This window comes from Kitasatospora sp. NPDC001309 (assembly GCF_042896295.1).
In the GTDB taxonomy this organism is placed as follows: domain Bacteria; phylum Actinomycetota; class Actinomycetes; order Streptomycetales; family Streptomycetaceae; genus Kitasatospora.
On the sequence record NZ_JBIAXC010000018.1, the window covers coordinates 34,781 to 60,699 of the forward strand.

Below are 25,919 nucleotides of genomic sequence, written 5' to 3' on the forward strand. Positions count from 1 at the left end.
GCCCGGCGGCCGCCTCCGGGTGGTTCCCTAGGGGATGTCCCCCAACCCTGCTCCGACCGCCAGCCGGTCACCTCAAAAACCCGTACGGACACCGTTAGAGTGGCCGCAAACACGGGCCCGGCAGGCTCACCGCACACCGGCGGGGGAGCGCCCCGCGGGCGGCACGGCGAGGAGTGCGACAGGTGCGGCCAGTCGGCAGCAAGTATCTGCTTGAGGAGACCCTGGGGCGGGGTGCCACCGGGACGGTCTGGCGCGGTCTGGTGCGCCAGGACGTCCAGGTGCCGGGCAGCGAGCCCGGGCAGCAGGTGGCCATCAAGGTGCTGCGCGAGGAACTGGCGGCCGACCCGGACGTGGTGATGCGCTTCCTGCGCGAGCGTTCGCTGCTGCTGCGGCTGAGCCACCCGAACATCGTCCGGGTCCGCGACCTGGTCGTCGAGGGCGAGCTGCTGGCGCTGGTGATGGACCTGGTGGAGGGCCCCGACCTGGCCCGCTACCTGCGCGCCAACGGCCCGTTCAGCCCGATCGCCGGCTCCCTGCTGATGGCCCAGGTCGCGGACGCGCTGGCGGCCAGCCACGCGGACGGCATCGTCCACCGCGACCTCAAGCCGGCCAACGTGCTGCTCGCCTCCACCGGGGTGCAGGGCACCGAGCAGATGCACCCGCTGCTCACCGACTTCGGCATCGCCCGGCTGGCCGACTCCCCGGGCGTCACCCGCACCCACGAGTTCGTCGGCACCCCCGCGTACGTCGCGCCGGAGTCCGCCGAGGGCCGCCCGCAGACCTCCGCGGTGGACGTCTACGGCGCCGGGATCATGCTGTACGAGCTGGTCACCGGCCGCCAGCCGTTCCAGGGCGACAGCGCCCTGGCGGTGCTCCAGGCCCACCTGGCGCAGGAGCCGCAGCGGCCCAGCACCATGCCCGAGCCGCTCTGGACGGTGATCGAGCGCTGCCTGCGCAAGGACCCGGCACAGCGGCCGAGCGCCACCGTGCTGGCCCGCGCCCTGCGGGTGGTCGCGGCCGGGGTCGGCGTGCACGCCTCGCCGGCGGCGGTGGACGAGGCCCTGGCGGTCGGCGCCCTGCTGCTGCCGGACCCGCGGCCGACCGCCGTGCCCGGCACCGTGCCGGTGGCCCCCGGCGGGCCCGGACCGTTCGGGGCCGACGACCGCACCCAGGTGCTGCCCCCGCCCCCGGGCGTCCCGCCGTACGACCCGGCCGGGCAGTACGACCCGGCCGCGGCGACCCGGGTGATGGGCACCCAGCCGCCGCCCGCGCCCCCGTACGGCACCCAGGACCGCACCCAGGTGATGCCGCCCACCGCCGTGCCGCCGCCCCCGCCGGTCGCCCCGGCCGGGCCGCCGCCGGAGGAGGCGCCGCACCCCTGGCAGACCCAGCTGAGGGCGGCGCGCGACCGCAACCAGCAGACCCAGGTCGGCTACTTCGGGCCGGAGGACTTCGAGGACCCGCAGGTCGCCCCGCCGCCCTACCAGGCGCACCAGGGGGGCCAGGCCCAGCAGGGCGGCCAGGGCGGTCACGCCGGCCAGGGCGCGCCCGGCTACCAGCCGCAGCCCCCGGCCGGCTACCGCCCGGACCAGCGCCGCCAGGCGCCGCCGCCCGGCTACGCCCAGCGCCCGCCGGTCGCCCCGCCGCCCTACCAGGTCAACCAGGGCGGGCAGGGCGGCCAGGGCGGCGGCCGTCCGCAGCCGCCCGGCGGCTACCGGCAGGCCCCGTCCGGCCAGGGCGGGCCGCAGGGCGGCTACCCGCCGCCGCCCGCGCCCACCCCGGTGCCGCGCCGGGCCGAGCCGCCCGCGCCGCAGCACCGGGAGTCCCGGCCGCCGCGGGAGGAGCCGCGGGAGCCGTCCCGCCGGGAGAGCGCCCCGCCGCGCGAGCGGCGTCCGCGCAGCCGCAACCGGATGTACATCCCGGGGCTGGGCTGTCTCAAGGGCTGCCTGATGGTGCTGCTGGTGCTGGCGGTGGCCGCGCTGGCGCTGTGGAACTTCACGCCGCTGCCGCACTACTGGGACAACGTCGTGGGCTGGTTCGACTCCGCCCGGGACTGGGTGAACAGCGTCATCGGCAGTTCCAACGGCTGACGCGGGCCCGGGCGGCCGACGGGGTGCGGGCCGGGGCGACCGGCCGCCCCGGCGGCTGACCGGGCGTCCGGTCCCGCCCCGGAAGCCATGATTGACGCTTTGTCGACAATTCCCGAGATTTCTCGCCCCCGAGTGCCGCTCCACGGCCCCCAGGCGGCCCGCACGGGGGGTCCGGGCGCGTAGGTTGGTCGCTGTTGTCCCGCCCCACCGAGCGCGCCCGGACCCCCGGAGCGCTCCCGCGCCGCCCACGGAGCAGCATTGGCACGCAAGATCGGCAGCCGGTACACCGTCCACCAGGTGATCGGCCGGGGTTCGGCCGGGACGGTCTGGCTCGGTGAGGGGCCCGACGGTCCGGTGGCGGTCAAGCTGCTGCGCGAGGACCTCGCCGCCGACCAGGTGCTGGTCGGCCGCTTCGTCCAGGAGCGCACCGCGCTGACCAGCCTCGACCACCCCCGGGTGGTCGGCGTGCGCGACATGGTCGTGGACGGCAGCGACCTCGCCCTGGTGATGGAACTCGTCCAGGGCACCGACCTGCGCTCCCGGCTGGAGCGGGACGGCGCCCTCCCGCCGCAGGCCGCCGCCTCGATCATCGCCGACGTCGCCGACGGCCTGGCGGCCGCGCACGCGGCCGGGATCGTCCACCGCGACGTCAAGCCGGAGAACGTCCTGCTCGACCTCGCCGCCGCGCCCGGCCCGGGCGGCGCCCCGCGCGCCAAGCTCACCGACTTCGGGGTGGCCCGCCTGGTCGACGCCCCGCGCCGCACCCGGGCCACCCGGATCATCGGCACCCCCGACTACCTCGCCCCCGAGATCATCGAGGGCCTGGAGCCGCGCGCCGCCGTCGACATCTACGCCCTCGCCACCGTGCTGTACGAGCTGCTGGCCGGCTCCACCCCGTTCGGCGGCGGCCACACCGGCGCGGTGCTGCGCCGGCACGTCACCGAGCAGGTGCCGCCGATCCCCGGCCTGCCGGACGGGCTGTGGCGGGTCATCTCCGAGTGCCTGGCCAAGGCCCCCGCCTCCCGGCTGCGCGCCGCCGAGCTGGCCGCCCGGCTGCGTGAGCAGCTGCCCTCGCTGGCCGGTCTGCCGGTGCTGGCGGTGCCCTCCCAGGGCCGCGCCCCGGCCGAGGAGCAGCTGACCCCGGGCGAGGCGGTCTACGCCGAGGTGGACGCCGGCCCGGGCACCCACAAGCGCCGCCGCGGCCCGGCCGTCCCGCTGGTGCCGGGCGTCGCCCCGGACTCCACCCGGGACACCCACACCAGCCTTCGCCGCCCCTCGGCCGACGAGCTGGCCGCGTACGCCGCCGAGTCCCGCGCCCAGCGCACCGCGCCGGGCCACCGCCGGGACCGCGCGGCGCTGCTGCGCCGACGCCGGCTGCTGGCCGTCCTGCTGGCCACCGTGCTGCTGCTGGCGGGCGCCGCCGCGGCCTGGACGGCCTTCGCGGCCACCGAACCGGGCGGCGGCCACCCGGCCCGCCCGGCCGTGCACGGCACCGCTCCGCGGGCTCCGTAGCCCGCGGGGAACGGCGCTGGAACCGGGGGTGTCGTCATGAGCACCCCCGGAACCATTACGCTGGGGGCGTGGCAGCCGTCGATCCTTCCGAAGAGCTCAAGAACCTCGATACGACCATGGGGTCGATCGAGGCCGTCCTCGACCTGGACAAGATCCGGGCCGACATCGCGGTCCTGGAGGAGGAGGCAGCCGCCCCCACCCTGTGGGACGACGTCGCGAACGCACAGAAGGTGACCAGTCGGCTCTCCTTCCTCCAGGGCGAACTGCGCCGCGTCGAGGGCCTCCGCAGCCGCATCGACGACCTGGGCGTGCTGTTCGAACTCGCCGAGGCCGAGGACGACGCGGACACCCGCACCGAGGCCGAGGCCGAGCTGGTCTCGCTCCAGAAGGCCGTCGAGGAGCTGGAGGTCCGCACCCTCCTCTCCGGTGAGTACGACGCCCGCGAGGCGCTGATCAACATCCGTGCCGAGGCCGGTGGCGTGGACGCCGCCGACTTCGCCGAGCAGCTGATGCGCATGTACCTGCGCTGGGCCGAGCGGCACGGCTACCCGACCGAGGTGTACGACACCTCGTACGCCGAAGAGGCCGGCATCAAGTCCGCGACCTTCACCGTGAAGGCGCCCTACGCGTACGGCACCCTCTCGGTCGAGCAGGGCACCCACCGCCTGGTCCGCATCTCGCCCTTCGACAACCAGGGCCGCCGGCAGACCTCCTTCGCCGGCGTCGAGGTGCTCCCGGTCGTCGAACAGTCCGACCACGTCGACATCGACGAGGGCGAGCTGCGCATCGACGTCTACCGCGCCTCCGGCCCCGGCGGCCAGGGCGTCAACACCACCGACTCGGCGGTGCGCATCACGCACATCCCGACCGGCGTGGTGGTCTCCTGCCAGAACGAGCGCTCGCAGATCCAGAACAAGGCCTCGGCGATGAACGTCCTCCAGGCCAAGCTGCTGGAGCGGCGCCGCCAGGAGGAGCGCGCGGCGATGGACGCGCTCAAGGACAGCGGCAGCTCCTGGGGCAACCAGATGCGCTCCTACGTGCTGCACCCGTACCAGATGGTCAAGGACGTCCGCACCGCGTACGAGGCGGGCAACCCGCAGGCGGTCCTGGACGGCGACATCGACGGCTTCATCGAGGCCGGGATCCGCTGGCGGAAGCAGCGCGAGACCTCGAACGAGGCGTAAGGAGTCCGGCCTCGATGAAAATCAAGCACAGCATCGAGGCCGGGATCCGCTGGCGCAAGCAGCGCGAGACCAGCGCCGAGTAACAGCAGGCACACGCGAAGGGCCCCGACCGCAGCGGTCGGGGCCCTTCGTCGTACCGCAGGTTCGTCAGGCCAGCGCCTGCCGCGCGATCAGCGCCACCGCGAGCAGTCCGGCCAGCAGGGCCAGCAGCATCGCGGGGGAGAGTGCGGCGAACGGCCCCTGCTGCTCCTGCAGCCGGGCCCGGTTGGCGCGGCACACCGGGCAACGCCCGTCGCTGACGCGGCCGTTGCAGTTGGCGCACACCAGATGGTCGCAGGTCATGCGATCTCCTCCTCGCTGCTACAGCAACGCACCGGACGGGGCTTTGGTTCCCTCTTCCTACCTGTACGGGGGAGTCTGCCCTGTACGGGGGAGCGGCCGGACACGGTCGCCACCTCCACTCTGCCAGGTTCTGGCCGTTCCGGCTCCCGGGCTGTGAGATGGCTCGCAATTATCGGGGCACAACCGGACATTCTCCCCCAGATTCCGGAATCCGTCCTGGGCTGTCCCTGCGGGCCCACCGCAGGTTCGCGTATGGTCCCAGACCGGGAGCGGCCCTCCGCGCTCCCATCGCCCGCCCCCGGGCCGGGCCTCCGGGGCGGATCGACCGAGGACTGGCGCCGCCTAGGATGGCCTCCGTGATGCAGCCGTGATCAGATTCGACAACGTCTCCAAGACCTATCCCAAGCAGAACCGTCCCGCCCTGGACAACGTCTCGCTGGAGATCGAGAAGGGCGAGTTCGTCTTCCTGGTCGGCTCGTCCGGCTCGGGAAAGTCCACCTTCCTGCGACTGTGCCTGCGGGAGGAACGTCCCTCCACGGGCGCGGTGCACGTGCTGGGCAAGGACCTCGGCAAGCTGTCCAACTGGAAGGTGCCGCACATGCGCCGCCAGCTGGGCACCGTCTTCCAGGACTTCCGCCTGCTGCCGAACAAGACCGTCGCGCAGAACGTCGCCTTCGCGCTGGAGGTGATCGGCAAGCCCAAGAGCGCCATCAACAAGGTGGTGCCCGAGGTGCTGGAGCTGGTCGGCCTCGGCGGCAAGGAGGACCGGATGCCCGGCGAGCTGTCCGGTGGTGAGCAGCAGCGCGTCGCGATCGCCCGTGCCTTCGTGAACCGCCCGATGCTGCTCATCGCGGACGAGCCCACCGGAAACCTGGACCCGCAGAACTCGGTCGGCATCATGAAGCTGCTCGACCGGATCAACCGCACCGGCACCACGGTGCTGATGGCCACCCACGACCAGGCCATCGTCGACCAGATGCGCAAGCGCGTCATCGAGCTCGACAAGGGGCTGCTCGTCCGCGACCAGGCCCGCGGCGTCTACGGATACCAGCACTGACCGACCAGCGCTGACCCGTAGGGCCCGCCGGCCCGGACCGCCAGACCGCGCAGTACCGACCCTGGAGTTGTTTCCCGCATGCGTGCCCAGTTCGTCCTGTCGGAGATCGGTGTGGGTCTCCGACGCAATCTGACCATGACCATCGCGGTCGTGGTCAGCGTCGCGCTCTCCCTCGCCCTCGCCGGTTCCTCGCTCCTGGTCCGCGACCAGGTGAACTCCATGAAGGGGTACTGGTACGACAAGGTCGAGGTGAGCATCTACTTCTGTACCAAGGCGGATGCCCGCAACTCGCCCCAGTGCGACAAGGGTGCGGCCACCGACCAGCAGGTCCAGGACATCAAGGACCAGTTGGACAAGATGAGTTCGGTGGTCCAGTCGTCCACGTACGAGAGCTCCGCGGAGGCGTACAAGCACTGGAAGGACATGAACCCGGACAATCCGCTCATCTCCGTCCTGGGCCCGGACGCCATGCCGCAGTCCTGGCGGGTCAAGCTCAACGACCCGACCAAGTACGACGTCATCCAGAGCGCCTTCGCGGGCAAGCCCGGCGTCAAGTCGGTCGAGGACCAGCGGAAGATCCTGGAGAACCTGTTCGGTCTGCTCAACGGCCTGCAGACGGCGGCGTTCGTGATCATGGTGCTGATGCTGTTCGTCGCGTTGCTGCTGATCGTCAACACCGTCCGGGTGTCGGCGTACAGCAGGCGGCGCGAGACCGGCATCATGCGCCTGGTCGGTGCCTCGAACTTCTACGTCCAGATGCCGTTCATCGCCGAGGCCGCGTTCTCCGCGCTGCTCGGCGCGGCGCTGGCCTCCGGCCTGCTGGTCGGCGGGCACTTCTTCGTCCAGGGCTGGCTGGCCGACCGGGTGCAGTTCATCCACTTCATCGGCCTCGGCTCGGTGCTGGCGGTGATCCCGCTGCTGGTCGTGGTCGGTATGGGCATGGCCGGCATCGCGGCGTTCTTCACGCTGCGCAAGTACCTCAAGGTCTGACCCCCGGAAGTCGCTTCGGCCCCGTACGGCACTGCGCCGTACGGGGCCGTCGCCGTTCCGCGCTCCGCCGTTCCGGCCCGTCGCGCGCGGAGCGGTGTCTACACTCCGTTGCCATGCTGCAAACTCCGCGCAGGGCACGTCAGGTGGCCGCGCTCAGCCTGGTGTTCGGTGCCGTGCTGCTGGGCGGCGCCGCGACCGGCGCCTGGGACGGCCCGGGCGACCCGCCGCGCCGGGCCTCCGCCGACCTCGCCCCGGCCGCCGCCGGGCTCCCGGCGGACCCGGCGGGCGCCGCGCTGTCCGAGCAGCAGGCCGAGCACCTGCTGGCGGCCGGCGGCGACCGCTGGGGCGCGTACTACAGCGCCCAGGAGTACGCCGAGTTCAGCCAGGGCCTGGACGGCCGCTACCCCGGGGTCGGGCTGTCGGTCGGCCGCGGCGAGGACGGCGTCACCTCGGTCTCCCAGGTCACCCCGGCCGGACCGGCCGCCGAGGCCGGGATCGCCCCCGGCGACCGGCTGCTGCGGATCGACCGGGACCAGGCCGACCGGCTGCCGGTCACCGAGGTGGTCGCCCGGCTGCGCGGGCAGGGCGACGAGCGCCGGGCCGGCTCCGAGGTCACCCTGGCCGTCCAGCGCGACGGCGGCGAGGTGCGCGAACTGCGGCTGCGGCGGGTGCTGCTGGACAGCCGGCAGGTCACCGCGGAGCACCTGGACAAGGGCGTGCTGCGGATCACCGTCCGGGGCTTCACCAGCGGCGTGGCCGACCAGGTGCGCGCCGCGCTGCGCGCCCCGCACGCCGGGGTGGTGCTCGACCTGCGCGGCAACTCCGGCGGGCTGCTGGACGAGGCCGTCGGCACCGCCGGGAGCTTCCTGGACGGCGGCGCCGTCGGCTCCTACCAGGAGCGCGGCGAGAAGCGGGAGTTGACCGCCCCACCCGGCGGCGACCGGCGCAGCCCGCTGGTGGTGCTGGTGGACGGCGGCACGATGAGCGCCGCCGAACTGCTCGCCGGGGCCCTCCAGGACCGCAGCCGCGCCGTGGTGGTGGGCTCCCGGACCTTCGGCAAGGGCACCGTCCAGCAGCCCAGCCGGCTCGCCGACGGCGCGGTGCTGGAGCTGACCGTCGGCCGCTACTACACCCCGGCCGGACGCTCCCTGGACGGCACCGGCCTGACCCCGGACGTCCCGGCCGCCGCGGGCGAGGACGCCGACGCGCTCGCCCTGCGCGTCCTGGCCGGGCTCGGCACCCGGTCCTGACCCGGCCGCCCGGCGGTAAAGCGGCTGCCCGATCCGGCGTCGAAGTGCGAGAATGGCCGCGCTATGGCAAAGGAAACCGGACACAAGCTGATCGCGCAGAACAAGAAGGCGCGACACGAGTACACGATCCTCGACACCTACGAGTGCGGCCTCGTGCTCACCGGCACCGAGGTCAAGTCGCTGCGCGAGGGGCGGGCCAACCTGGTCGACGGCTACGCCTACATCCAGAACCGCGAGGCCTGGATCGACAACGTCTTCATCCCCGAGTACACCCAGGGGACGTGGACCAACCACGCGGCCCGGCGCAAGCGCAAGCTGCTGCTGCACAGGATGGAGATCCAGAAGATCGAGACCAAGGTCCGCGACGCGGGCCACACCCTGGTCCCGCTGTCCCTGTACTTCAAGGACGGCCGGGTCAAGCTCGAACTCGCGCTGGCGGTCGGCAAGAAGCTGTACGACAAGCGCCAGACGCTGCGGGAGAAGCAGGACACCCGCGAGACGGCCCGCGCGGTGGCGGCGGCCCGGCGGCGCCAGGGTTAATCCGCTGGACCCTCGCCCGTCGCCTCGCGTACTATGGCGTCAGCAACACGGACGGTCACCGTCCGAGCTGTTTCTCAACAAAACATGGGGATGATCGGTTTCGACAGGGGATGTTGAAACAGGGGAAGCGAGCCGAGGAACGCGGCAATGATCTCGTTAACCACGTGTCGCAAAAAAATAATCGCCAACTCTAAGCGCGATTCCCAGCAGTTCGCTCTCGCTGCCTAATAAGCACCGATAGCGCTTGGGTGTCAGACCGGGGAGTTCCCGACCCGGACCCTGGCATAATCTAGGGAACTCAACCGTCCGCCCGGGCTGCGAGGGTGGATGGGAAATCAAACAGCAGCTGGGCCTGTTGGCGGCTTGTCCGTGTGACCGCCAGGGCCGAGAAAATCACAGCGGACTGCGCTCGGAGAAGCCCTGAATTAACTCCACTGGACCCGGGTTCGATTCCCGGCATCTCCACCACCCCATGTTCACACCGAAGGCCGTCCACCGCTGATGCGGAGGGCGGCCTTCGATTTTTGTACGTTCCGGAGCAGCGCGTGCGGGGGGTCGCGGCGTAGGATCATCCGTCCGCTCGTTTTCCGGAGCCGGATTCCGTCGCAACCCCCGAGGCCATGCAGAGCAACACGGACACCACCCCCACCACCGATCACGAGACCGTCCGCGAGCGTGAGATCGCCGGTGAACAGCAGCACCTCGACACCGTCTACCACCGGCTGGAGGAGAAGCTCGCCGAGGCGGAGTACATCCTGGAGGACGCCGCCAAGCGGGTCCAGGTCGGTACTCCCGGCGCCCTCGCCGAGCGCGACGCCCAGGTCTACCGGGCCGGCGCGCACCTCCAACGGCTCAACAACGAGTTCGAGGACTTCCTCTTCGGCCGGATCGACCTCCAGCAGGCCGACGCGCCGGAGGAACACGGCATCCCCTCGAACACCCCGCTCGACCCGGCCGACCCGGCCGTCGCCGAGACCCTGCACATCGGCCGCCTGGGCGTGCTGGACGCCGAGTTCGGCCCGCTGGTGATCGACTGGCGGGCCCCGGCCGCCGCGCCGTTCTACCGCGCCACCCCGGTGGAGCCCGGCCGGGTGATCCGCCGCCGGGTGATCCGCTCCAAGGGCCGCAAGGTGATCGGCGTCGAGGACGACCTGCTGCGCCCCGACCTCACCCCGACCCTGGGCGGCCGGGAGCTGGCCGTGGTCGGCGACGGCGCGCTGATGGCCTCGCTGGGCCGCGCCCGCAGCCACTCGATGCGCGACATCGTCTCCTCGATCCAGAAGGAGCAGGACGAGGTGATCCGGGCCGCCGCGGCCGGGGCCACCCTCGTCACCGGCGGCCCCGGCACCGGCAAGACCGCCGTCGCCCTGCACCGCGCCGCGTACCTGCTCTACCAGGACCGCCGCCGCTACGCCGGGGGCATCCTGGTGGTCTCGCCCACCGCGCTGCTGGTCTCCTACACCGAGGGCGTGCTGCCCTCGCTCGGCGAGGAGGGCCAGGTCGCGATCCGCGCGGTCGGCTCGCTGGTGGACGGCATCGAGGCCGACACCTACGACGCCCCGGAGGCGGCCCGGGTCAAGGGCTCGGCCCGGATGGTGCACCTGCTGCGGCGGGCGGCCCGGGCGGCGCTGGAGCTGGGCGCCCCGCAGGAGCTCAAGGTGGTCGCCCGCGGCGAGGTGCTGAAGCTGGACGCGGGCCGGCTGAGGTCCGTCCGCGGCAACGTGGTGGGCTCCGGCGGCACCCCGCTGAACCTGCTGCGCCCGCGCGCCCGCCGGCTGCTGCTGGACGCCCTGTGGCAGGAGGCGATCAGGCACCTGCCCAAGCCCACCGACCACTACGCCCGGGAGCAGCGCCAGGAGGAGAAGGAGTCCTTCGACGACTACGTCTCCGACGAGTCGTCGTTCCTGGACTTCCTGGACGCCTGGTGGCCCGCGCTGACCCCGCGCCGGGTGCTCGGCACGCTCAAGCAGACCCGGCACACCAACCGGATCGCCCGCCGTGCCGTGACCCCGGACGAGGCCAGGCTGCTGGCCGCCTCCTGGCGCCACCTGTCGCCGCAGGGCGAGGGCGGGCTGTCCGCGCACGACGTGGCACTGGTGGACGAGCTGCAGGTGCTGCTCGGCGAGCCGGCCCGTCCGAAGGTCCGCGAGGTGGACGCGGTGGACCTGCTGAGCGGCCTGGAGGAGGTCACCACCTTCGCCGACCGCAACTCCCGCCAGCGCGAGCGCCAGCCGGTGGAGCGCAAGGAGTACGCCCACGTGATCGTGGACGAGGCCCAGGACCTCACCCCGATGCAGTGGCGGATGATCGGCCGGCGCTCCCGGATGGCCACCTGGACCATCGTCGGCGACCCGGCGCAGTCCTCCTGGCCGTTCCCCCAGGAGGCCCAGGCCGCGCTGGACGAGGTGCTGGCGGGCAAGCCGCGCCGCCGCTTCACGCTGACCGTCAACTACCGCAACCCGGCCGAGATCGCCGAGGTCGCGGCGAAGGTGCTGGCGCTGGCCGCGCCGGGCACGCCCTCGCCGAGCGCGGTGCGCCACGTCGGCGTGGAGCCGCGCTTCGCGGCCGTCACCGACCCCGCGCCGGAGGCCTTCGGCCGGGCCGCCCGGAGCGAGCTGGAGCGGCTGCTGGGCGAGGTGGACGGCACCGTGGCGATCGTGGTGCCGATGGACCGCCGGGCCGAGGCGGCCGGCTGGGCCGAGGGCCTGGGCGGGCGCGCGGTGGTGCTGGGCAGCCTGGAGGCCAAGGGCCTGGAGTACGACGCGACGGTGGTCGCCGACCCGACCGGCATCGCCGGCGAGTCGGAGGCGGGCCTGCGGGTGCTCTACGTGGCGCTCACCCGGGCGACCCAGCGGCTGACGGTGCTGTCCGGCCCTGACGACCTGCCGGACGCGGCCGGCGTGCCCGCGCTGCTGCACGGCTGACGCACCCACGACGAAGGCCCCTCACCGCTGGTGAGGGGCCTTCGGACGTTGACGACACCGACCCGCCATGCTCGCCTCGCGGCAAGTGGTCCCTCTGAGGGACGAAGGTTGGGCCCGGGGGCTTGGATCGAGCCGGTGTCCCGTCCAATGTAACGCATCGGCCGGGAGAGGCAAGGAGTGTGCGCCCGGAGACTGTGGGCGACGCGGCCCGCTTGTCGGATCCGCACACTCAATGAACGTTATTTCTGGCAACCCCTTGGAAGGTGCGACGATCGAGGTCTAGCATGCGCAGGCGATGCCTTCAACAAAATGTTGAGCCTGCGGGACAGACGGAAGAAGGAAGCGTCGATGGCGACGGTGCCCAGTGTCTCCAACTCGATCACGGTGCGACTGGAGGTCCCGGCCCGCGGCAACGCGGTCAGCGCGATCACCACGGCAGTGGAGTCCTCCGGCGGATCGGTGACCGGTCTCGACGTCACCGCCTCCGGCCTGGAGGCGCTGCGGATCGACGTGACGGTCGCGGCCTCCTCGGTGGCGCACGGCGAGGAGATCGTCGAGAAGCTCCGGGCGATCGACGGCGTGTCGATCGGCAAGGTCTCGGACCGCACCTTCCTGATGCACCTCGGCGGCAAGATCGAGATGTCCTCGAAGCTGCCGATCCGCAACCGTGACGACCTCAGCATGATCTACACCCCGGGCGTGGCCCGGGTCTGCATGGCGATCGCCGAGAACCCCGAGGACGCCCGCCGCCTGACCATCAAGCGCAACAGCGTCGCCGTGGTCACCGACGGCTCGGCGGTGCTGGGCCTGGGCAACATCGGCCCGGCGGCCGCGCTGCCCGTCATGGAGGGCAAGGCGGCCCTGTTCAAGCGCTTCGCCGGGATCGACGCCTGGCCGATCTGCCTGGACACCCAGGACAGCGACGAGATCGTCGCCATCGTCAAGGCGATCGCCCCGGGCTTCGCCGGGATCAACCTGGAGGACATCTCCGCGCCGCGCTGCTTCGAGATCGAGGCCCGGCTGCGCGAGGCCCTGGACATCCCGGTCTTCCACGACGACCAGCACGGCACCGCGATCGTGGTGCTGGCCGCCCTCACCAACGCGCTGAAGGTGGTCGGCAAGGAGATCGGCGACATCCGCGTGGTGATGTCGGGCGCCGGCGCGGCCGGCACCGCCATCCTCAAGCTGCTGCTGGCCGCCGGTGTCGAGCACGCCACCGTCGCCGACGTGCACGGCGTGGTCCACCAGGGCCGTGAGGACCTCAACGACAGCCTGCGCTGGATCGCCGAGCACACCAACCGCTCGGGCCGCACCGGCAGCCTCAAGGAGGCCGTGGCGGGCGCGGACGTGTTCATCGGCGTCTCGGCCCCGAACGTCCTGGACGGCGACGACCTGGCCACCATGGCGGAGCGGTCGATCGTCTTCGCGCTGGCCAACCCGGACCCGGAGGTCGACCCCGGGGTGGCCCGGCAGACCGCCGCCGTGGTCGCCACCGGCCGCAGCGACTTCCCGAACCAGATCAACAACGTGCTGGTCTTCCCGGGTGTCTTCCGCGGCCTGCTGGACGCCCAGAGCCGCACGGTCAACACCGAGATGATGATCGCCGCGGCCCGCGCGCTGGCCACCACCGTCGCCGACGACGAGCTGAACGCGAACTACATCATCCCCAGCGTCTTCCACAAGGACGTCGCCAAGACCGTCGCCGCGGCGGTGCGCGAGGCGGCCCTGGCGGACGCCCAGGAGCCCGCCGTACCGGCCCGTCCGACCCCCGGCATCGTCGGCACGCTGGACACCTCGGCCTTCCCCACCGTCAAGCTCTGACGGCCCCGGCCGGGCGCCGGACGGCCCGGCTCGCGGGCCGGTCGCCGATCGGTCAAATGTCCGATTAGCGGCCATACCCGCCCAAGCGCGCCCCGAACCCTTGCGACACAAGGGCGAGGGGCGTGTTTGGGCTTGTCGTGCCTAGGGCGTACGGTAGCCCTGGCCGGGGCAGGCGTGTCCGACAAGTACGGAACGTCCCCCTGGTCTTCCGGCGTGTCATCCTGACCGCCGTCCGCGCCCGGTCCGCCGGAGCCGACGGAGCGTCACACCTCCAACGGGCGGGCGATGTTCGGGTGGCTCGGCCGGGGCCCGATTGGCTTTCTCGGGGCCGGTCGGGGCAGGATTCGTTCCCAGGCAGGCGGCGGGCCTCTTCGACGGCTCCGGCGCGCGGCATACGGGTACGGACCCGGCCTGCGACCACGCAATGCCTGCATGAGCACAGTGTGCGGACCTGCGGCCCATCCGGGTGCCCCCCGGTGGGAGCACCGATGGGCCCCCGCACACCGCAAGCGAACAGACCACAGGAGTACACATGAACCGCAGTGAGCTGGTGGCCGCGCTGTCCGAGCGCGCCGAGGTGACCCGCAAGGACGCCGACGCCGTTCTGGCCGCCTTCGCCGAGATCGTCGGCGAGGTCGTCGCCAAGGGCGACGAGAAGGTCACCATCCCCGGTTTCCTGACCTTCGAGCGCACCCACCGCGCTGCCCGCACCGCCCGCAACCCGCAGACCGGCGAGCCGATCCAGATCGCGGCCGGCTACAGCGCCAAGGTGAGCGCCGGCTCCAAGCTGAAGGAAGCCGCCAAGGGCGCCTGAACCACCCCTTGAACGCCCGAGAGGCCGGGCTCCCCGCGGGGAGCCCGGCCTCTCGTCGTGCGTGCGGTCGTTACGCGTCGACCAGCTGCTCGCTGGGCAGCTCGACGTGGGCGCCGAGGTCCCGCAGCTTCTCCATGAAGTTCTCGTAGCCGCGGTTGATCAGGTCGATGCCGTGCACGGTCGAGGTGCCCTCGGCCGCCAGCGCCGCGATCAGGTACGAGAAGCCGCCGCGCAGGTCCGGGATGACCAGCTCGGCGCCCATCAGCTTGGACGGGCCGGACACCACCGCGGAGTGCAGGAAGTTGCGCGCGCCGAAGCGGCACGGGGTGCCGCCCAGGCACTCGCGGTAGAGCTGGATGTGCGCGCCCATCTGGTTGAGCGCGCCGGTGAAGCCCAGCCGCGACTCGTACACCGTCTCGTGGACGATGGACAGGCCGGTGGCCTGGGTCAGCGCGACCACCAGCGGCTGCTGCCAGTCGGTCTGGAAGCCCGGGTGCACGTCGGTCTCCAGGGCGATCGCCTTGAGCTCGCCGCCCGGGTGCCAGAAGCGGATGCCCTCGTCGTCCACCTCGAAGGCGCCGCCGACCTTCCGGAAGGTGTTGAGGAAGGTCATCATCTCCAGCTGGCGGGCGCCGCGGACGTAGATGTCGCCCTTGGTCGCCAGCGCCGCGCAGGCCCAGGAGGCGGCCTCCAGCCGGTCCGGCAGGGCCCGGTGGTTGTAGCCGTTCAGCTCGTCCACACCGGTGATCAGGATGGTGCGGTCGGTGCCCAGGGTGATGATCGAGCCCATCTTCTGCAGCACGCAGATCAGGTCGACGATCTCCGGCTCGATGGCCGCGTTGCGCAGCTCGGTGACGCCCTCGGCGAGGACGGCGGTGAGCAGCACCTGCTCGGTCGCGCCGACCGAGGGATAGGGCAGCTCGATCTTGGTGCCGCGCAGCCGCTGCGGGGCCACCAGGTAGGTGCCCTGCGGGTGCTTCTCGATGGTGGCGCCGAACTGGCGCAGCACCTCGAAGTGGAAGTCGACCGGCCGGCCGCCGATGTCGCAGCCGCCCAGGCCCGGGATGAAGGCGTGGCCGAGGCGGTGCAGCAGCGGGCCGCAGAACAGGATCGGGATCCGCGAGGAGCCCGCGTGGGCGTCGATGTCGGCGACGTTGGCGCTCTCGACGTGCGAGGGGTCGAGGATCAGCTCGCCGTCCTCGTCGCCGGTGCGCACGGTCACGCCGTGCAGCTGCAACAGGCCGCGGACCACCTTGACGTCGCGGATGTCCGGGACGTTGCGCAGTCTGCTGGGGCCCTGGCCGAGGAGGGCGGCGACCATGGCCTTGGGGACCAGGTTCTTCGCACCGCGGACGCGGATCTCGCCTTCGAGCGGGTTTCCGCCGTGGACCAGCAGGACGTCGTCGGTCATCGTTCTCGCAATCCGGGGTGCCAGAGGAGTGGGAACGGTTCCGTCACGGAACCGCTGGTGGACCGGTGGTACAGGCGTACGGGCGCGTTCGGGCCCCCGGAGAATCCGAGTCGGCACCGTAGAGGGGCGTCCACCATCCGTAGATGGTAGTGGGCGTCCCGATGGTTCCCGTTTGCCTCTCCCGTGATGGTGCTCTCTCCGGCCCGGCTCCCGCCCGCCGGTTCGGCCGTACGGGTGCTCGTCCGGCGTGGCGGGGTTTCGGGTGTTGCGGTGTCCGGCCGGTGCCGTTCTGCGGGATCATGTGTGGCATGACGGCGGCCCATTCGCACGGAGGCCGGTCCCACACCGGCCGTCTGCTCGTCGCGACGCCCATGCTCACCGACCCGAACTTCGCCCGGGCGGTGGTGCTGCTCCTCGACCACGACGCCGAGGGGGCGCTCGGCGTGGTGCTCAACCGGCCGACGCCGGTCGAGGTGGGCAGTGTGCTGGACGGCTGGGGCAGACTCGTCGGGCAGCCCGCGGTGGTGTTCCAGGGCGGGCCGGTGGCGCTGGACTCGGCGCTCGGCCTGGCCGTCGCGCCGGGGGAGCCGGGCACCGGGGAGCCGCTCGGCTGGCGCCGGGTGCACGGCGCGATCGGCCTGGTCGACCTGGAGGCGCCGCCGGAGGTGCTGGCCGGGGAGCTGGGCAGCCTGCGGATCTTCGCCGGGTACGCGGGCTGGTCGCCGGGCCAGCTGGAGTCGGAGCTGGGGAGCGGCGCCTGGTACCTGGTGGACTGCGAGCCGGGGGACGTCTCCAGCCCGGAGCCGGAACGGCTGTGGCGCTCGGTGCTGCGCCGCCAGCGCAGCCCGCTGGCCCTGCTGGCGACCTACCCGGACGACCCGACGATGAACTAGGGCGTGTCCGGCCCGTCCGGCCCGTCCGGCCCCGTGTCGAGGCCCGGGGAACCCGGGCCGCCGCGTGACACTGGCCCGGTTTCCCGGGGCGCCCATAGACTTGGCACCCATGAGCACTCTTGAGCCCGAGCGCGGCCTCGGCACCGGCACCCTGGTCGAGCCCGTCCCCCAGGTGTCCCACGGGGACGGCGACCACGAGCGCTTCGCGCACTACGTCCAGAAGGACAAGATCATGGAGAGCGCGCTCTCCGGGTCCCCGGTGGTGGCGTTGTGCGGCAAGGTGTGGGTGCCCGGGCGCGACCCGAAGAAGTACCCGGTCTGCCCGATGTGCAAGGAGATCTACGACGGCATCGGCAAGCCGCAGGGCGGCGACGGGGACAACGGCGGCAAGTAGTCCGCCGCCGTCTGCAGGACGCCGTTTTGCATAGCACCGCGTTTCCCAGGTGGTCTATGCCAATCGTTCGGGGCCTGGGCAGGATGTCGGAATGGACCTCATTCCCGCACCTTCGAGTGCCGTCCGGCGCCCGGACGGGGACTTCCCGCTCGACGCCGCCACCACGCTGACCGCACCGCCCGTACTGGCCGACGCCGAGCGCTGGCTGCGCGGCACGCTGTCCGCCGCCACCGGGCTGCCGCTCGGTCCGGGCCGGCCGGGCACGGGCATCGAGCTGGTCCTGGACGACACCCTGGCCGCCGAGGCGTACCGGATCGCGGTGCGCCCCGGCCACGCCCTGCTCACCGCCGGCGGGCCGGCCGGCGCCCTGTGGGCGGCCCAGACCCTGCGGCAGCTGCTCGGGCCGGACGCCTACCGCCGCTCGCCGCTGCGCGCCGAGGGCTGGGTGCTGCCCGGCGCGGACATCGCGGACGAACCCCGGTTCGGCTGGCGCGGCGCGCTGCTGGACGTCGCCCGGCACTTCCTGCCCAAGTCCGACCTGCTGCGCTTCGTCGACCTGCTGGCCGCGCACAAGCTCAACGTGCTGCACCTGCACCTCACCGACGACCAGGGCTGGCGGGTGGAGATCAAGCGCTACCCGCGGCTGACGGAGCGCGGCGCCTGGCGGGAGCGCTCGATGGTCGGCTACCGGTCCGCGCAGCGCCGGGACGACCGCCCGCACGGCGGCTACTACACCCAGGACGACCTGCGCGAGATCGTCGCCTACGCGGCCGCGCGCGGGGTCACCGTCGTCCCGGAGATCGACCTGCCCGGCCACACCCAGGCCGCCGTCGCCGCCTACCCCGAGCTGGGCAACACCGACGTGGTGGACACCGCCGCGCTCGGCGTCTGGACCGACTGGGGGGTGAGCCACCACGTGCTCAACGCCTCCGAGGAGACCCTGCGCTTCTTCGAGGGGGTGCTGGAGGAGGTCCTGGAACTGTTCCCGTCCGAGTTCGTCCACCTCGGCGGCGACGAGTGCCCCAAGGAGCAGTGGAAGGACAGCGCCGCCGCCCAGGCCCGGATCCGCGAGCTGGGCCTGGCCAACGAGGACGAGCTGCAGAGCCACCTCATCCGGCACTTCGACCGCTGGCTGGCCGAGCGCGGCCGCCGGCTGATCGGCTGGGACGAGATCCTGGAGGGGGGCCTCGCCCCGGGCGCGGCGGTCTCCTCCTGGCGCGGCTTCGGCGGCGGGATCGCGGCCGCGAAGGCCGGGCACGACGTGGTGATGTGCCCCGAGCAGCACGTCTACTTCGACCACCGGCAGGCGGACGGGCCGGACGAGCCGGTCCCGGTCGGCTTCGTGCGCACGCTGGAGGACGTCTACCGCTTCGAGCCCGTCCCCGAGCAGCTGGACGGGGAGGCCGCCCGGCACGTCATCGGCACCCAGGCCAACCTGTGGAGCGAGTTCATGGACAGCGCCCGGGACATCGACTACCGGGCCTTCCCCCGACTGGTCGCCTTCGCCGAGGTCGCCTGGTCCGCGCTGCCCGCCGTGCCCGCCGAGCGCGACTACGCCGGCTTCGAGCGGCGGCTGCGGGGCCACCTGGCGGTGCTGGACGCGCTGGGCGTCGAGTACCGCCCGGCCGACGGGCCGCACCCCTGGCAGCGCCGGCCCGGGGTGGCGGGGCGGCCGATCGAGGGGCCGCCGCCGGTGCGCTGAGGCGGTGCGGGCGGTGCGCCGATGTGTTCGTCGGGAACTTATGGACGGTCATCTGACGTCAAGAAGAGATGAACATCTGCCCCGGTCCCGTTCGGGTCGGGGCAGATACCGCCCGGTATCCGTCCCAATCGGGCAGTCCCGTTCACCGGTCCCGAAATGATCATCGAGCATTGTGTGCCAGAGTTGCCCAACCCGGCCCGATCGCCCGTACCCTACGGCCAGGCCGGGCTGCTGACGCGGACAGTGCAGTGCGGCCACGGCCGCGGGCGGCAGACGATCGATGAGCAAGTGGAGCACGGTGGGACCCAGGTGAACCGGACGATCATGCTGCCGGCCTCGCTCGACGAGGCCGTCGACGCGTTGGCCGCCGCCCCGGCCGCGGTACCGGTGGCCGGAGCCACCGACCTCATGGAAGCCGTCAACGCCGGACGGCTGCGCCCCGCCGCCCTGGTCGGCCTCGGCCGGATCACCGAACTGCGCGGCTGGCGCTACGAGGACGGCGGCACCGCGGTGCTCGGCGCCGGACTCACCCACGCCCGGATGGACCGCCCCGACTTCGCCGCGCTCATCCCCGCCCTCGCCGACGCCGCCCGCACCGCCGGCCCGCCGCAGGTCCGCAACGTCGGCACCCTCGGCGGCAACATCGTCACCGCCGCCCCGGCCGGCGACACCCTCCCGGTGCTCGCCGCCCTGGAGGCCAGCGTCACCCTCGCCCGGGCCGGCGGCAGCCGCGAGGTGCCGGTCAGTCACCTGCTCACCGGACTCGACCCGGTGCGCCCCGGCGAACTGCTCACCTGGGTGCGGGTCCCGCTGCTGCACGCGCCGCAGGTCTTCCTCAAGGCCACCGGCCGCAGCGGCCCGGCCCGTGCCACCGCCTCCGTCGCACTCGTCCTCGACCCGGCCCGGCGCGCCGTGCGCTGCGCCGTCGGGGCCGTCGCCCCGGTGCCGCTGCGCCCGCTGGAGGCCGAGGCCTGGGTGGCCGGCTGCATCGACTGGGACGGCAGCCGGGAGATCGACCCGGCCGCGGGCGCCGCCTTCGGCGAGTACGTCGCCGCCGCCTGCGTCCCCGACAACTACGGTGCCGAAGGGGCCTGGGAGGCCGCGACCGAGGGGCCGACCGCGGCCGCCGTCCGGCTGCGGCGTACCGTATCGGTGCTGGCCCGACGGGCACTGGGAAGGGCGCTGAAGTGACCACAGACCCCATGGAGACCCTCGACGCCGACCCGCTCGGCCTCACCCCGCAGGTCAGCCGGGAGCTGCGCCCGTGCGCCTCCTACACGCTGCGGGTCAACGGTTTCGAACGGCCCGTCACCGACGCCTGGATCGGCGAGAGCCTGCTCTACGTGCTGCGCGAGCGGCTCGGCCTGGCCGGCGCCAAGGACGGCTGCGAGCAGGGCGAGTGCGGGGCCTGCTCGGTGCAGGTGGACGGCCAGCTGGTGGCCGGCTGCCTGGTGCCCGCCGCGCTGGCCGCCGACAGCGAGATCAACACCGTCGAGGGCCTGTCGGCCGGCGGCGGCGCGAGCGACGTCCAGCGGGCGCTGGCCGCCTCCGGCGCCGTGCAGTGCGGCTACTGCACCCCCGGCATGGCGATGGCCGTGCACGACCTGCTCCAGCGCAACCACCGGCCCACCGAGGTCGAGGCCCGGCAGGCGCTGTGCGGCAACCTGTGCCGCTGCACCGGCTACCGCGGAGTGCTGGCCGCCGTCCAGACCGTCGCGGACGCCCGCGCGCTGGAGGTCGAGGAGGCCGAGGAGGCCGCCGCCGCGGCCGCCGAGGGGAGCACCGCGGCCCCGGCCGCCGGGACCGGCGCCCCGGCCGCCGCCGTCGAGCCGGAGCCGGCCGTCGAACCGCCGGTCTACGCCGACTCCGAGGCCTGGATCGAGCACGTCCCGCAGCCGCCCGTCGAACCGGCCCCCGCCCCGGTGCCCGCCCAGGCCCAGGCCCCGCAGCCGGCCCAGGCCCCCGCCGAGCAGCCGTACGGCGACGGCGGCTACGACACCGGCGTGTACGACACCTCCGCGCTGACCGGGATGCAGCCCGGCATCCCCGCCCAGGCCGTCGGCGACCAGGTGTACTACCCGCAGGGCTACCCCGAGCAGCCCTACCAGGCCACCCCCGCGCACGGCACCTACGTGCCGGCCGGCTACCCGGACGGCCACCAGCAGCACACCGGCTACGACACCGGCTACGACGCCCCGGTCTACGAGCCCACCCCCGCGCACGGCACCCCGCTGCCGGGCGCCGTCCACGACGGCACGCCCCCGCACGGCACCCCGTACGCGGACCCGCACGGGACCCCGGCCGAGGCCGGCGTCCCGACCACCGGCGTCCCCTACGGCGCCACCCCCGCCCACGGCATCCGGCTCCCCGAGGACGACCACGCATCATGACGTCGCCTACCGACATCGGCGCAGCACTCCAGCAGGACGGCGGCGAGGGCGGCGCCGGACCGGAGCCCTTCGGCCTGGGCAGCTCCCCGCTGCGCAGCGACGCGCTGCCCAAGGCGCTCGGCATCTACCCGTACGCGGCCGACCTCTGGGCCGAGGGGCTGCTGTGGGGCGCGGTGCTGCGCTCGCCGCACCCGCACGCCCGGATCCGCGGCATCGACACCTCGGCCGCGCTCGCCCTGCCCGGGGTGCACGCCGTGGTCACCGCCGCCGACCTGCCGCCCGGCCCGGACGGCCTGCCGGACGGCGCCCCGGCCGGCCCGATCGTCTCCGACCGCCCGGTGCTGGCCGCCGGCGTGGTGCGCCACCACGGCGAGCCGATCGCCGCGGTCGCCGCCGACCACCCCGACACCGCCCGGCTGGCCGTCGGCCTGATCGCGGTCGACTACGAGCCGCTGGAGGCGGTCACCGACCCCGAGCAGGCCTTCACCGCTCCGGCGCTGCACCCGGACGGCAACCTGTTCCGCCACCTGCCGCTGCGCACCGGGGACCCGGACGCGGCCGGCGAGATCATCGTCGAGGGCCTCTACCAGGTCGGCCGGCAGGACCCGGCCCCGCTCGGCGCCGAGGCCGGGCTGGCCGTGCCGCGCCCGGACGGCGGCGTCGAGCTGCACCTGTCCTCCACCGACCCGCACGGCGACCGCGACCGCACCGCCGCCTGCCTCGGCCTGGAGCCGGACCGGGTCCGCCTGGTGGTCACCGGCGTGCCCGGCGCCACCACCGACCGCGAGGACCTCTCCTTCCAGGTCACCCTGGCGCTGCTGGCGCTGCGCACCGGCCGCCCGGTGAAGATGACCCTCACCCGCGAGGAGTCCTTCCACACCCACACCTCGCGCCACCCCGCGCTGCTGCGCTACCGCCACCACGCCGACGCCGACGGCACCCTGGTGAAGGTGGAGGCGCAGATCCTGCTGGACGGCGGCGCCTACGCCGACGTCTCCGCCGAGGCGCTGGCCGCCGCGACGGCCTTCTCGGTCGGCCCGTACGTCTGCCCCAACGTGTTCGTGGACGCCTGGGCGGTGCGCACCAACAACCCGCCGGCCGGGCGGATGCGCGGCGAGGGCGCGCTCCAGGCCTGCTTCGCGTACGAGTCGCAGCTGGACCAGCTGGCCGCCCGGGTGGGCGTGGACCCGGTGGAGATCCGCCGCCGCAACGCGATGTCCACCGGCGACCCGCTGCCCACCGGACAGGCCGTCACCTGCCCCGCCCCGGTGAAGGCGCTGCTGGACGCGGTGGCCGCCGAGCCGCTGCCGGCCCTGCCGGTGGACGACCCGGACGCCGAGTGGCTGCTGCCCGGCGGTCCCGGCGGGGCCGGGGACCCGGCCGCGGTGCGGCGCGGGATCGGCTACGCCGTCGGCATGGTGCACATGCTGGGCGCCGAGGGCGAGGACGAGGTCTCCACCGCCACCGTGCGGGTCAGCGGTGACCACGCCACGGTGATCTGCGCGGCCGTCGACGCCGGGCAGGGCTTCGCCACGCTGGCCCGGCAGATCGTGCAGACGGTGCTGGGCGTCAGCGAGGTCTACATCGCGCCGGCCGACAGCGACCAGTCGATCGCCGGGCCCTCCGCCCGGGGCCGGCACACCTGGGTCTCCGGCGGGGCGGTCGAGCGGGCCGCGCTGATGGTCCGCCACCAGCTGCTGCAGCCGATCGCGGCCGACTTCGGGATGTCGGTGGAGCTGCTGCAGATCGCCGACGGCAAGATCACCTCCTACGACGGGGTGCTCGGCATGCCGGTCGCGGAGGCGCTGGAGGGCAAGGAGCTCTGGGCCACCGCGCAGTGCCGCCCGCACCCGACCGAGCCGCTGGACGAGTCCGGACACGGCGACGCCTTCGTCTCCATCTCCTTCTGCGCGATGCGCGCGGTGGTGGACGTGGACATCGAGCTGGGGGCCGTCCGGGTGGTCGAGATGACCGTCGCCCAGGACGTCGGCCGGGCGCTGAACCCGCGCCAGATCGAGGACCGGATCGAGGCGGGCGTGGCCCACGGCGTGGGACTGGCGCTGATGGAGGACCTCCAGACCTCGGGCGGGGTGATGACCAACCCCTCGCTCACCGGCTACCGGCTGCCGACCTCGCTGGACACTCCCGAGGTGCGGATCGCCGCGCTGCTGGAGGAGCGGGACGTGGTCGCCACCTTCGGGGCCAAGGCGGTCAGCGCGGTGCCCGCGGTGGTCGCCCCCTCGGCGGTCGCCGCCGCCGTCCGGGCCGCCACCGGGCTGCCGGTGGGCCGGCTGCCGATCCGCCCGGAGGACGCCGTCACGGCCTGAGCCGGCGCCCGCGGCCGTCGGGCCCCGCCGCCGCGGGTGCCCGTCGGGTCGGGGCGTCGGGTCGGGTCGTCGGGCCGGGCCGTCGGGTCGGCCGGAAACGGAACGGGAAATGCGGAATTGCCGGTCGACTTCGGTCGACCGGCAATTCCCCTTTCGAGGCCGTGGCGGGAATTGAACCCGCGTACATCGCTTTGCAGACGATTCCCTGAGCCACTCGGGCACACGGCCAGTGAATTCAGGATGGCGGACCGGCCGAATGGGGTCAATGATGTTGTGTAAATTCTGTGTGGCAATGTGTGCTACGGTCGGAGCAGGTGGTTGATTCCCCGCCACCCCGGACGAGCGCGTCGTACCCGGTGACGACAAGACGGCGCAGTTCAGCGGCAATCCGGCCGCTGTGGACTGCGGAGGTACGGCCGTCATGGCTTGGCTCGTTCTGATCGTCTCGGGTCTCCTGGAGACCGTCTGGGCAGTGGCCCTGGAATCGTCCAAGGGCTTCTCCCGCCTCGTTCCCAGCCTCGTCTTCGGCGTCGCGCTGCTGTTCAGCATGGGCGGGCTGGCGTACGCGATGCGCACCATCCCGATCGGCACCGGCTACGCGGTCTGGGTCGGCATCGGCGCGGTCGGCACCGCGGTCTACGGCATGGCCGTCCTGGGCGACGCGGTGACCATGGCCCGGATCGGCTGCCTGCTGCTGATCGTCTGCGGCGTGGTGGGGCTCAAGGTGCTGCACTGACGCCTGCCCCCGGGGCCGGTCCTAGGCCCTGCGACGGACCCGGTCAGGGACTCCGGTCAGGAGTCAAGGACGCGGACGGCTCTTACGATGTTACGTATGACCACTGCCTCCCCCACCTCGGTCGACTCCCCCTCGATACCCTCCGGAGCTGACCCCGGGGGCGGGGTCATGAGCGGCCGCTTCCGGGCCCTGACGCTCGGGATCGTGTCGGTCGTGCTGGTGATCGCCTTCGAGGCGACCGCCGTCAACACCGCGATGCCGACCGCGGCCCGGCAGCTGGACGGCCTGGGGCTGTACGCCTTCGCCTTCTCCGGTTACTTCACCACCACGCTGTTCGCCCTGGTCGTCTCCGGCCAGTGGTGCGACCGGCGCGGCCCGCTCCAGCCGCTGTTCACCGGCATCGCGGTGTTCGGCGCGGGCCTGGTGGTGGCCGGGACGGCGCCGGGCATGTGGGTGTTCGTGGCCGGGCGGGCGATCCAGGGGCTGGGCGGCGGGCTGGTGATCGTCGCGCTGTACGTGGTGGTCGGCCGGGCCTACCCGGAGCGCCTGCGGCCGGCGGTGTTCGCCGCCTTCTCCTCGGCCTGGGTGCTGCCCTCGATCGTCGGGCCGCTGGTCTCCGGGGCCGTCACCCAGCACCTCGGCTGGCGCTGGGTCTTCCTGGCGGTGCCGGTGCTGATCCTGCTGCCGCTGGCGGTGATGGGCCCGGCGCTGGCCCGCTCCGAGCGGGACCACCCGGTGCTCAAGGGCGCCGACTTCGACCGCCGCCGCACCCTGCTGGCCGCGATGGCGGCGGTCGGCGCCGGCCTGCTGCAGTACGCCGGCCAGCGCCGGGACCTGGTCGGGCTGCTCCCCGGCGTCGCCGGTGCGGCGCTGCTGGCCCCGGCCGTGCTGGGACTGCTGCCGAAGCGGACCCTGCGGGCCGGGCGCGGGCTGCCGACGGTGATCCTGCTGCGCGGGCTGGCGGCGGGGGCGTTCCTCGGCGCCGAGGCCTTCGTCCCGCTGATGATGACCACCGAGCGCGGCCTCTCGCCGACCCTGTCCGGGCTCACCCTGACCAGCGGCGGGCTGACCTGGGCGCTGGGCTCCTGGCTGCAGGGCCGCCCGGGGGCCGAGCGGTACCGCGAGGCGATGATCCGGGGCGGCTTCGTGCTGACGGCGGTGGCGATCGCGGCCGCCGCGCTGGTGCTGGTCCCGGCGGTCCCGGCCTGGGTGGCCTCGGTGGCCTGGGGCGTCGGCGGCATCGGGATGGGGCTGACGGTCGCGAGCGTCAGCGTGCTGATGATGAAGCTCTCCGCGCCCGAGGACGCCGGGGCCAACTCGGCCGCGCTGCAGATGAGCGACGCCCTGGGCAACGTGCTGCTGACCGGTCTGGCCGGGGTGCTGTTCGCGGCGCTGGGCGGCGGGTCACTGGCCGCGGCGCACGAGGGCGCCGGGGCCGACGGCTCGCCCGGCGCCTTCGCGGTGATCCTGCTGGTGATGGCCGCGGTGGCGGCGCTGGGGGCGCTGCTCGCCGGGCGGGTGCGGGTCCGGGCCTGACCCGGG

20 protein-coding genes, 1 tRNA gene, 1 other RNA gene and 1 riboswitch are annotated in these 25,919 nt (G+C 73.4%); of the genes, 19 read left to right on the forward strand and 3 right to left on the reverse strand.

Annotated elements, in window-relative coordinates:
• Window positions 1-182: 182 nt before the first annotated feature.
• The 3 genes from ACFY2K_RS19510 to prfB all read left to right on the forward strand — a co-directional run bounded on the left by ACFY2K_RS19510 (window position 183) and on the right by prfB (window position 4,786).
• Window positions 183-2,090 carry a serine/threonine-protein kinase gene (locus tag ACFY2K_RS19510; RefSeq protein ID WP_380589510.1) on the forward strand — a complete coding sequence of 636 codons (1,908 nt, stop codon included), beginning with the start codon at window positions 183-185 and terminating at the stop codon, window positions 2,088-2,090.
• 258 nt (window positions 2,091-2,348) lie between these two features.
• Window positions 2,349-3,602, forward strand: coding sequence for a serine/threonine-protein kinase (locus ACFY2K_RS19515; RefSeq protein WP_375882985.1), 1,254 nt, complete (start codon window positions 2,349-2,351; stop codon window positions 3,600-3,602).
• A 68-nt stretch (window positions 3,603-3,670) separates the two neighbouring features.
• Window positions 3,671-4,786, forward strand: a complete 1,116-nt coding sequence (gene prfB / locus ACFY2K_RS19520) for a peptide chain release factor 2 (protein WP_380589507.1) — start codon at window positions 3,671-3,673, stop codon at window positions 4,784-4,786.
• A gap of 147 nt (window positions 4,787-4,933) precedes the next feature.
• Here the strand turns inward: prfB and ACFY2K_RS19525 are convergent, their stop codons facing one another.
• Window positions 4,934-5,128 carry a hypothetical protein gene (locus tag ACFY2K_RS19525; RefSeq protein WP_030059729.1) on the reverse strand — a complete coding sequence of 65 codons (195 nt, stop codon included), beginning with the start codon at window positions 5,126-5,128 and terminating at the stop codon, window positions 4,934-4,936.
• Window positions 5,129-5,495: 367 nt separating this feature from the next.
• Between ACFY2K_RS19525 and ftsE the strand changes: the two genes are divergently transcribed.
• The 8 genes from ftsE (at window position 5,496) to ACFY2K_RS19565 (ending at window position 14,524) form a co-directional block, all read left to right on the forward strand.
• A complete protein-coding gene (gene ftsE / locus ACFY2K_RS19530) occupies window positions 5,496-6,185 on the forward strand; it encodes a cell division ATP-binding protein FtsE (protein ID WP_030059730.1) in 690 nt (229 codons plus the stop codon).
• A gap of 78 nt (window positions 6,186-6,263) precedes the next feature.
• Entirely contained in the window at window positions 6,264-7,175 is a 912-nt protein-coding gene (gene ftsX, locus ACFY2K_RS19535) for a permease-like cell division protein FtsX (protein ID WP_350504738.1), read from the forward strand.
• A 113-nt stretch (window positions 7,176-7,288) separates the two neighbouring features.
• A complete protein-coding gene (locus ACFY2K_RS19540) occupies window positions 7,289-8,425 on the forward strand; it encodes a S41 family peptidase (RefSeq protein WP_375882990.1) in 1,137 nt (378 codons plus the stop codon).
• Window positions 8,426-8,488: 63 nt separating this feature from the next.
• Window positions 8,489-8,965, forward strand: a complete 477-nt coding sequence (smpB, locus tag ACFY2K_RS19545) for an SsrA-binding protein SmpB (protein ID WP_350504740.1) — start codon at window positions 8,489-8,491, stop codon at window positions 8,963-8,965.
• Window positions 8,966-9,051: 86 nt separating this feature from the next.
• Window positions 9,052-9,433, forward strand: a transfer-messenger RNA (tmRNA) gene (gene ssrA, locus ACFY2K_RS19550).
• Between the two features lie 152 nt (window positions 9,434-9,585).
• Complete coding sequence (locus ACFY2K_RS19555; protein WP_375882992.1) at window positions 9,586-11,889, forward strand: HelD family protein; 2,304 nt, start codon at window positions 9,586-9,588, stop codon at window positions 11,887-11,889.
• 348 nt (window positions 11,890-12,237) lie between these two features.
• The gene (locus ACFY2K_RS19560; protein ID WP_375882994.1) at window positions 12,238-13,710 is read left to right on the forward strand and encodes an NAD-dependent malic enzyme; all 1,473 of its coding nucleotides are present in this window, start codon (window positions 12,238-12,240) and stop codon (window positions 13,708-13,710) included.
• Between the two features lie 532 nt (window positions 13,711-14,242).
• Entirely contained in the window at window positions 14,243-14,524 is a 282-nt protein-coding gene (locus ACFY2K_RS19565) for an HU family DNA-binding protein (protein ID WP_030059737.1), read from the forward strand.
• Window positions 14,525-14,594: 70 nt separating this feature from the next.
• Here the strand turns inward: ACFY2K_RS19565 and murA are convergent, their stop codons facing one another.
• Entirely contained in the window at window positions 14,595-15,935 is a 1,341-nt protein-coding gene (gene murA / locus ACFY2K_RS19570; RefSeq protein ID WP_375882997.1) for a UDP-N-acetylglucosamine 1-carboxyvinyltransferase, read from the reverse strand.
• 299 nt (window positions 15,936-16,234) lie between these two features.
• Between murA and ACFY2K_RS19575 the strand changes: the two genes are divergently transcribed.
• The 6 genes from ACFY2K_RS19575 (at window position 16,235) to ACFY2K_RS19600 (ending at window position 23,641) form a co-directional block, all read left to right on the forward strand.
• Window positions 16,235-16,828, forward strand: coding sequence for a YqgE/AlgH family protein (locus ACFY2K_RS19575; RefSeq protein WP_375883000.1), 594 nt, complete (start codon window positions 16,235-16,237; stop codon window positions 16,826-16,828).
• Window positions 16,829-16,937: 109 nt separating this feature from the next.
• Window positions 16,938-17,222, forward strand: coding sequence for a DUF3039 domain-containing protein (locus tag ACFY2K_RS19580; RefSeq protein ID WP_360239079.1), 285 nt, complete (start codon window positions 16,938-16,940; stop codon window positions 17,220-17,222).
• Between the two features lie 91 nt (window positions 17,223-17,313).
• Entirely contained in the window at window positions 17,314-18,924 is a 1,611-nt protein-coding gene (locus ACFY2K_RS19585; RefSeq protein WP_387712783.1) for a beta-N-acetylhexosaminidase, read from the forward strand.
• A 324-nt stretch (window positions 18,925-19,248) separates the two neighbouring features.
• Window positions 19,249-20,115 carry an FAD binding domain-containing protein gene (locus ACFY2K_RS19590; RefSeq protein ID WP_375883450.1) on the forward strand — a complete coding sequence of 289 codons (867 nt, stop codon included), beginning with the start codon at window positions 19,249-19,251 and terminating at the stop codon, window positions 20,113-20,115.
• Complete coding sequence (locus ACFY2K_RS19595; protein ID WP_387712786.1) at window positions 20,112-21,314, forward strand: 2Fe-2S iron-sulfur cluster-binding protein; 1,203 nt, start codon at window positions 20,112-20,114, stop codon at window positions 21,312-21,314. Before ACFY2K_RS19590 ends, ACFY2K_RS19595 begins: the two co-directional genes overlap by 4 nt.
• Window positions 21,311-23,641: a xanthine dehydrogenase family protein molybdopterin-binding subunit gene (locus ACFY2K_RS19600; protein ID WP_380522508.1), complete on the forward strand. Its 2,331-nt coding sequence runs from the start codon at window positions 21,311-21,313 to the stop codon at window positions 23,639-23,641. The genes ACFY2K_RS19595 and ACFY2K_RS19600 overlap by 4 nt, the downstream gene beginning before the upstream one ends.
• A 156-nt stretch (window positions 23,642-23,797) precedes the next feature.
• Here ACFY2K_RS19600 and ACFY2K_RS19605 read toward each other — a convergent pair.
• A tRNA-Cys gene (locus ACFY2K_RS19605) sits at window positions 23,798-23,869 on the reverse strand.
• A gap of 80 nt (window positions 23,870-23,949) precedes the next feature.
• Window positions 23,950-24,018, forward strand: a riboswitch (guanidine-III (ykkC-III) riboswitch).
• A 44-nt stretch (window positions 24,019-24,062) separates the two neighbouring features.
• Between ACFY2K_RS19605 and ACFY2K_RS19610 the strand changes: the two genes are divergently transcribed.
• The gene (locus ACFY2K_RS19610; protein ID WP_375883009.1) at window positions 24,063-24,377 is read left to right on the forward strand and encodes a DMT family transporter; all 315 of its coding nucleotides are present in this window, start codon (window positions 24,063-24,065) and stop codon (window positions 24,375-24,377) included.
• Window positions 24,378-24,473: 96 nt separating this feature from the next.
• The gene (locus ACFY2K_RS19615; protein ID WP_375883011.1) at window positions 24,474-25,913 is read left to right on the forward strand and encodes an MFS transporter; all 1,440 of its coding nucleotides are present in this window, start codon (window positions 24,474-24,476) and stop codon (window positions 25,911-25,913) included.
• Window positions 25,914-25,919 lie beyond the last annotated feature (6 nt).

What these genes read in the sequence shown, in the direction of transcription:
- ACFY2K_RS19525 (WP_030059729.1), bottom strand. Translation starts at nt 5,128, where the DNA reads ATGACCTGCGACCATCTGGTGTGCGCCAACTGCAACGGCCGCGTCAGC.
- ftsX (WP_350504738.1), top strand. Translation starts at nt 6,264, where the DNA reads ATGCGTGCCCAGTTCGTCCTGTCGGAGATCGGTGTGGGTCTCCGACGC.
- ACFY2K_RS19540 (WP_375882990.1), top strand. Translation starts at nt 7,289, where the DNA reads ATGCTGCAAACTCCGCGCAGGGCACGTCAGGTGGCCGCGCTCAGCCTG.
- smpB (WP_350504740.1), top strand. Translation starts at nt 8,489, where the DNA reads ATGGCAAAGGAAACCGGACACAAGCTGATCGCGCAGAACAAGAAGGCG.
- ACFY2K_RS19555 (WP_375882992.1), top strand. Translation starts at nt 9,586, where the DNA reads ATGCAGAGCAACACGGACACCACCCCCACCACCGATCACGAGACCGTC.
- ACFY2K_RS19560 (WP_375882994.1), top strand. Translation starts at nt 12,238, where the DNA reads ATGGCGACGGTGCCCAGTGTCTCCAACTCGATCACGGTGCGACTGGAG.
- ACFY2K_RS19565 (WP_030059737.1), top strand. Translation starts at nt 14,243, where the DNA reads ATGAACCGCAGTGAGCTGGTGGCCGCGCTGTCCGAGCGCGCCGAGGTG.
- murA (WP_375882997.1), bottom strand. Translation starts at nt 15,935, where the DNA reads ATGACCGACGACGTCCTGCTGGTCCACGGCGGAAACCCGCTCGAAGGC.
- ACFY2K_RS19575 (WP_375883000.1), top strand. Translation starts at nt 16,235, where the DNA reads ATGTGTGGCATGACGGCGGCCCATTCGCACGGAGGCCGGTCCCACACC.
- ACFY2K_RS19580 (WP_360239079.1), top strand. Translation starts at nt 16,938, where the DNA reads ATGAGCACTCTTGAGCCCGAGCGCGGCCTCGGCACCGGCACCCTGGTC.
- ACFY2K_RS19585 (WP_387712783.1), top strand. Translation starts at nt 17,314, where the DNA reads ATGGACCTCATTCCCGCACCTTCGAGTGCCGTCCGGCGCCCGGACGGG.
- ACFY2K_RS19590 (WP_375883450.1), top strand. Translation starts at nt 19,249, where the DNA reads ATGCTGCCGGCCTCGCTCGACGAGGCCGTCGACGCGTTGGCCGCCGCC.
- ACFY2K_RS19600 (WP_380522508.1), top strand. Translation starts at nt 21,311, where the DNA reads ATGACGTCGCCTACCGACATCGGCGCAGCACTCCAGCAGGACGGCGGC.
- ACFY2K_RS19610 (WP_375883009.1), top strand. Translation starts at nt 24,063, where the DNA reads ATGGCTTGGCTCGTTCTGATCGTCTCGGGTCTCCTGGAGACCGTCTGG.
- ACFY2K_RS19615 (WP_375883011.1), top strand. Translation starts at nt 24,474, where the DNA reads ATGACCACTGCCTCCCCCACCTCGGTCGACTCCCCCTCGATACCCTCC.